Origin of the sequence: Acinetobacter sp. WCHAc060025, assembly GCF_004209355.1 — a bacterium.
GTDB classification, from domain to species: Bacteria; Pseudomonadota; Gammaproteobacteria; order Pseudomonadales; family Moraxellaceae; genus Acinetobacter; species Acinetobacter wuhouensis.
Genome location: NZ_SGSX01000078.1, coordinates 1 through 203 on the forward strand (window position 1 = coordinate 1; position 203 = coordinate 203).

1 protein-coding gene is annotated in these 203 nt (G+C 41.9%); it reads left to right on the forward strand.

The genetic code is table 11. The features are described from left to right. On the forward strand, positions 1–203 hold a 203-nt coding region (locus tag EXE09_RS18935; RefSeq protein ID WP_165382097.1), incomplete at both ends, for a hypothetical protein.

Below are 203 nucleotides of genomic sequence, written 5' to 3' on the forward strand. Positions count from 1 at the left end.
GACAGCACTGATCCGACTAATTCAAATAAGGCAACGCATAGCATCACAGAAGTAGAAGGCGTAGATCGAGTTGTTAATGCAACCGAACTTGCAGATGGCAAAATCACAGTTAAAGGTATTGTGAGCAACCTGAGTGCAGGCGATCAAATAGATAACGTAGTCGTTACCTTAACTTTTGGCACAGAAACGAGAAGTATTACTGT